Source organism: Isoptericola sp. NPDC060185, assembly GCF_042728595.1.
GTDB lineage: Bacteria > Actinomycetota > Actinomycetes > Actinomycetales > Cellulomonadaceae > Isoptericola.
This window is the reverse complement of sequence record NZ_JBHWYY010000127.1, coordinates 1-5,725: the sequence shown is the minus strand read 5'-3', so window position 1 is coordinate 5,725 and position 5,725 is coordinate 1. Positions and strand designations below refer to the sequence as shown.

Genomic DNA, 5,725 nt, shown 5'->3' with positions numbered 1-5,725 from the left:
GTCCCCGCCCGCGGCGCGGCAGCCCTCAGTGCTCCTGCCTGTCCTTCTCGTCCCCGATGAAGTCCTCGACGGCGTCGTCCACGCCGTCGAGGTTCATGTCCGCGGCGCGGGCGCGGCGGGCGTCCCACCGCAGGGTGAGGGCGCCCAGCAGCGCCGCGATCACGGAGCCGAGCAGGATGGCGGCCTTGGCGCCCTCGGTGTGCTCCGAGGCGTGCCCGAACGACAGCTCCGCCACCAGCAGCGCCACCGTGAACCCGATGCCGGCGAGGAAGCCGACGGGCAGCAGGTCGCGCACGCCGATGCCCTGCGCCAGCCGCAGCGGGGTGAGCCGCGTGACCAGCGCCGTCGTGCCGAGCACCCCGACGAGCTTGCCGACCACGAGACCGATCGTGATGGCCGGGACCACCGGCTGGCCGAGGATCTCCGTGACTCCGCCGCCGTCGACCACGTCGACGCCGGCCGCGAAGAAGGCGAACACCGGCAGCGCGACCCCCTGCGACCAGGGCTTGACCGCATGCTCGTAGCGGTGCGTGCGGGGGGCCGCCTCGCCGTGGGTGGGCCGGGCCGCGACGGTGAAGCCCATGAGGACGCCGGCCACGGTCGCGTGCACCCCCGAGGCGTGCATGAACGCCCAGGCCACCGCGAACAGGGGCACGAGCATCCACCAGTACGGCCGGCGGGACCGCACGACCAGGCCGAACAGCACGATCGCGACGAGCGAGGCGGCGAGGTAGCCGAAGTTCAGGGACTCCGTGTAGAAGACGGCGATGACGATGATCGCGAGCAGGTCGTCGACGACCGCGAGGGTGAGCAGGAACGTCCGGACCGCGGCCGGCAGCCCCTTGCCGAACACGGCTAGCACGCCGAGCGCGAAGGCGATGTCGGTGGCCGTCGGGATCGCCCAGCCCTGGAGAGCTCCGGGCTCGCCGAGCCCGACGACGATCACCGAGTACAGGACGGCGGGCACCGCCATGCCCCCGACGGCGGCGAGCATCGGCACACCCGCCTCCTTCGGGCTGCGCAGGCTCCCGGCCACGAACTCGTGCTTGAGCTCGACGCCGACGACGAAGAAGAAGATGGCGAGCAGGCCGTCGGCCGCCCACTCCGCCACCGTGAGGTCGAGGTGCACGGACAGCGGCCCCAGCCGGTCGAAGCCGAGCACCGCCTCGGACAGGGCGAAGTACGACTCGCGCCACGGGGCGTTCGCGCAGATCAGTGCCAGGAGCGCGGCGCCGATGAGGAGCGCCCCGCCGGTGGTCTCGCGCGAGGCGAAGCGGCGGAGCCGGGTGCCGAAGGGCTGGGTGGCGGTCTCGGAGGTCAGGGTGGTTCTCCTGTCCGGTCGTGGGGTCGCTGTTCTCCCGGCGTCGCAGCCGGTGCCACCGACCAGACTTCCCGGCTCACCGCGGGTCAGCCTAACGTCCGTGGGACCGCGCGACGGCGTCGGCGGTCAGGGCGCCTCGCGCGCCATCGTGACGAGCCGCGTGAGGGTGTTCCAGTTGCGGGCCGTGGTCCAGGTTCCGGCGGCCCTGTCGACCAGCGCGGGGGTGAGCTTCGACCGGCCGATGCCGACCACGTAGTCCACGACGAGCACGCCGTCCACGACGGCGACCCGCTCCGGCCGGTCCTCCACCAGCCGCGCGAGCGCGTCGGCGTCCACGCGGTCGGGGCCCACGTGCACCTGCACGTGGGAGGGGTGGTCCGCGGTGGCGTCGGGGAACGGGTCGGCGTCGAGGAGGGCGGCGGCCCGGTCGGAGGTCAGGGCGACGGCGCGCACGTCCCCTCCGAGGCGGTGGGACAGGGCCGCCTCGACGCGTGCGGCGACGCCGTCGTCGCCCACGTCCGCGGTGCCGACGAGGTTGCCGCTGTTCGCGTAGGTCCGCGGGTCGGCGAGGCCCGCCGCCGTGGCGGCCTCGCGCAGGTCCGCGGCGCTCACGCGGCGGTGGGGGCCGAGGTTCACGCCCCGCAGCAGGACGACGTAGGCGGTGCGTGCGGGCTCGGGAGATGCCATGCGCCCATGGTGCTCGCCGGGACGCCCTGCGGCGCGCCGGAGTCCGGCGCGTGAACGACGGGTGACAAGTTCTCCGACCCGCCGGGGTGGGGGTGGTGGCGCGAATCACAGCGTCGTAGTTTGGCGCCAGGGACGGCGTCCCGGCCGTCCTCGGAAGAAGGGGAGCTCGCCGTGGCCCGAACCGCACCCGTCCCTGAGCGGGACACCGTCGACACCGTCGACCCGGACGGCACCGCCCGTCGGACGTTCGTCGTCGACACGTCCGTGCTGTTGTCCGACCCCCGGGCGATCTACCGCTTCGCCGAGCACGACGTCGTCCTGCCGGTCGTCGTCGTCACGGAGCTGGAGGCCAAGCGCCACCACGCCGAGCTCGGCTACTTCGCCCGCAGCGCGCTGCGGATGCTCGACGACCTGCGCGTGAAGCACGGCCGCCTCGACGCCCCGATCCCGGTGGGCGACGTGGGCGGCACGCTGCGCGTGGAGCTCAACCACACCGACTCGCAGGTGCTGCCGGCGGGCTTCCGGCTCGGCGACAACGACACGCGGATCCTGTCCGTCGCGGCGAACCTCGCCTCGGAGGGTCGCGACGTCACCGTGGTCTCCAAGGACCTGCCGATGCGGGTCAAGGCGTCGGCCGTCGGCCTGCGCGCCGAGGAGTTCCGCCACGAGCTCGCCGTCGACTCCGGCTGGACCGGGATGCGCGAGATCGACGTCGCCGACGAGCAGGTCGCCACCCTGTACGACGGCGGCGAGGTGGAGCTGGCCGCCCTCGACCCGGAGGTGGTCGAGGCGGCGTCGCCGCTGCTGTGCCACACCGGCCTGGTCGTCCACTCGCCGGGCGGCTCCGCCCTCGGTCGCGTCACCGCCGACAAGACGGTCCGGCTGGTGCGGGGCGACCAGGACGTGTTCGGCGTGCACGGCCGGTCGGCCGAGCAGCGTGTCGCCATCGACCTGCTGCTGGACCCGGAGATCGGGATCGTGTCGCTCGGCGGACGAGCCGGCACGGGCAAGTCCGCGCTGGCGCTGTGCGCCGGGCTGGAGGCCGTCCTCGAGCGGCGCCAGCACCGCAAGATCCTCGTCTTCCGGCCGCTGTACGCGGTGGGCGGCCAGGAGCTGGGCTACCTGCCCGGGTCCGAGTCCGAGAAGATGAACCCCTGGGCGCAGGCCGTGTACGACACCCTCGGCGCACTCGTCTCGCCGGAGGTCGTGGACGAGGTCATCGACCGCGAGATGCTCGAGGTGCTCCCGCTCACGCACATCCGCGGGCGCTCGCTGCACGACGCGTTCGTCATCGTGGACGAGGCCCAGTCGCTGGAGCGCAACGTGCTCCTCACGGTGCTGTCGCGCATCGGGCAGGCCTCGCGCGTCGTGCTCACGCACGACGTCGCCCAGCGGGACAACCTGCGGGTGGGCCGGCACGACGGCGTCGCGGCGGTCATCGAGGCGATGAAGGGCCACCCGCTCTTCGCGCACGTCACGCTGACCCGGTCCGAGCGGTCGCCCGTCGCGGCCCTCGTCACCGAGATGCTGGAGTCACTGGAGATCTGACGGCTGCGCCCGCGCCGCCGGTCAGACGGGTGCCGGAGCACCCGGCGCCGTCTGCCGGCGGCGCGGGTGCACCAGCACGACCGCGAGCACGCCGACCACGGCGCCGAGCACGGTGTCGAGGGCGCGCGAGGCCGCGATCCCGGCGGGGTCCACCGACCCGCCGAGCGACGTCATCAGCAGCGCCATCGGCGTGATCGTGAGCATCGCCAGCCCGTAGTGGCGCCCGACGACGACCTCCGTGACGACCTGCAGCACCACGACGACGACGCAGGTGGCGGCGAACGACAGGTGCGCCGCCAGCAGCGGCCAGGCCAGGAGGGCGCCCAGCACGGTGCCGCCACCGCGCTGCAGGGCGCGGACGGTCGCGTGCCGGGTGCTCGTGCCCTGCAGGGTGGCGGTGGCGCCGAGCTGGGCCCAGGCCGGGTGGCTGAGGCCGACGGCGAGCGTGCCGGCGCCGGCGACGAGCCCCGCGAGCACCACGCGGACCCCGGAGAGGCGCCATCCGGGCGCGCGCCAGCCGGCCCGCAGGTCGTCGACCAGGCGGCGGCGCGGGGACAGGTCGGCGGCGGGGGCGGTGGTGGCGCCGCGCTCCGAGGCGGACGTGGAGTCCAGGGCCGCGGCGAACGCGGCGAGCTCGGCGGCGAGCACGCGGGCGGTGTCGCGCGTGCGGCGGTGGGACAGGTCGTCGGCGAGCACGTCGCGGGCCCGCGCCACGGCGGCCGAGGCCACCCGCGCGGCGTCGGGGCCGGCGTCGGGTCCGGCGTCGAACGACCGGCGCACCGCGTCCGCGGCCCGGCGGACGGCGAGGCGGGCCGGCGCGCTCGGCCGCACGAGATAGCCGCTCATCCCGACGATCCAGGCCACGGCCGCGCCGAGCGCGAACGCGGTGCCGCGTTCGGCGACGTCGGACCACCCGAGCGGCCCGACCATGCCGCCGGCGGCCGCGAAGACGACGATGCTCGCCCCGGGGGGCCCGGTGCGGACCAGGGCGGACAGCGCGGTCGCGCCCCCCGCGACGAGCGCCACCACGGCGAGGACGACCAGCGTGGGGGCGCCTGCGGCCGTGAGGCTCGACGTGACGAGGAAGGCGGCGACGAAGACGACGGCGGTGCCGGTCAGCAGGGCGGCGCGGCGGCGGTACGGCTCGTACCGGCCGTACAGGATGACGAGCGCGCCCAGGGAGGCGAAGGCGGCCAGGTCGGTGCGCCCGACGGCGGCGCTGAGCGTGAGGACGACGGCCGCGGCGGCGCCGACCCGCAGCGCGGCGGCGAGCGTGGCGTCGGCAGGGTTGATGCGGAGCGCGGCGCGCAGGTGGGCGGGGTCGAGGACGTCGCGGGCGCTGGTGAGCACGGGGGAGGGTGCGGGGGAGGAGGGCATTGCGGACCATAATAGTTCACCGGTAAATCATCATGGAAGGATTCGCGGTGTGACCTCTATCCTGGTCGCCGTGGACTACATCGAGCGCGTGCGCGCGCAGTGGGCCGAGCGGCTGCCCGAGGTGGACACGTCCCCGGCCGACGTCGGGGCGCGGGTCCGGCGGATCGCGGCGCTCCTCGAGGCGGAGGTCGCGGACGACCTCGCGAGCCACGACGTCACGCGCGCCGAGCTCGACGTCCTCACCGCGCTGCGCCGCTCCGGGCGGCCGCTGCGCGCCGGCGAGATCACCACGATGACCGGCTCGCCAGGCGCGTCGATCACCAAGCGGCTCGACCGGCTGGAGCGCGCCGGCCTCGTGGAGCGTGCCGTGCACGAGCGCGACAAGCGGGGCGTCCTGGTGGCGCTGACCGGCGAGGGGGAGCGGCTCGTCGACGAGCTGTTCCCGCGGCAGGTCGGGCACGAGCGGGCGGCCCTGGTGGACCTGTCCGAGACTGAGCGGACCGAGCTCGGCCGGCTGCTCGCCGTCGTCCTGCGGCGGCTGGACCCGAAGGACTACTGACCGCGGGGAGGCGCCGCGCGTCTCAGGTGGAACCCCCCAGCCCCGCGCCCCGAGGGGCGCCTCCCCGCGTACGGCCGACAGTAGCAGGTGAGGTTAGCCTTACCAATCCCAGCGTCGAACGCGGGCCACCCCGGAGACGTCGGCCGGGGGGCCCCCCCCCGGGGGGGGGCCCCCGCGCGGGGGGGGGGCGGCCAGGCCGCGGGGGGGTGGTGCAAGACAACACCGCGAGGGGC

At 75.2% G+C, this 5,725-nt stretch carries 5 protein-coding genes; 2 read left to right on the top strand and 3 right to left on the bottom strand.

What is annotated here, in order from left to right; all coding sequences use genetic code 11:
• Positions 1 to 25 precede the first annotated feature (25 nt).
• Together nhaA and ACFWDO_RS20945 are read right to left on the bottom strand one after the other, a co-directional pair.
• Positions 26 to 1,321, bottom strand: coding sequence for a Na+/H+ antiporter NhaA (nhaA, locus tag ACFWDO_RS20950; protein ID WP_380347158.1), 1,296 nt, complete (start codon positions 1,319 to 1,321; stop codon positions 26 to 28).
• A 126-nt stretch (positions 1,322 to 1,447) separates the two neighbouring features.
• Positions 1,448 to 2,008 carry a DUF1697 domain-containing protein gene (locus ACFWDO_RS20945; RefSeq protein ID WP_380326922.1) on the bottom strand — a complete coding sequence of 187 codons (561 nt, stop codon included), beginning with the start codon at positions 2,006 to 2,008 and terminating at the stop codon, positions 1,448 to 1,450.
• Between the two features lie 171 nt (positions 2,009 to 2,179).
• Here ACFWDO_RS20945 and ACFWDO_RS20940 point away from each other — a divergent pair, with 171 nt between their 5' ends.
• The gene (locus tag ACFWDO_RS20940) at positions 2,180 to 3,556 is read left to right on the top strand and encodes a PhoH family protein (protein ID WP_380326925.1); all 1,377 of its coding nucleotides are present in this window, start codon (positions 2,180 to 2,182) and stop codon (positions 3,554 to 3,556) included.
• 21 nt (positions 3,557 to 3,577) lie between these two features.
• Here the strand turns inward: ACFWDO_RS20940 and ACFWDO_RS20935 are convergent, their stop codons facing one another.
• Positions 3,578 to 4,933, bottom strand: coding sequence for an FUSC family protein (locus ACFWDO_RS20935; RefSeq protein WP_380327114.1), 1,356 nt, complete (start codon positions 4,931 to 4,933; stop codon positions 3,578 to 3,580).
• Between the two features lie 49 nt (positions 4,934 to 4,982).
• Here ACFWDO_RS20935 and ACFWDO_RS20930 point away from each other — a divergent pair, with 49 nt between their 5' ends.
• Positions 4,983 to 5,492 (top strand): MarR family winged helix-turn-helix transcriptional regulator, encoded by a 510-nt coding sequence (locus ACFWDO_RS20930; RefSeq protein ID WP_380327117.1) that lies wholly within the window; start codon positions 4,983 to 4,985, stop codon positions 5,490 to 5,492.
• Positions 5,493 to 5,725 lie beyond the last annotated feature (233 nt).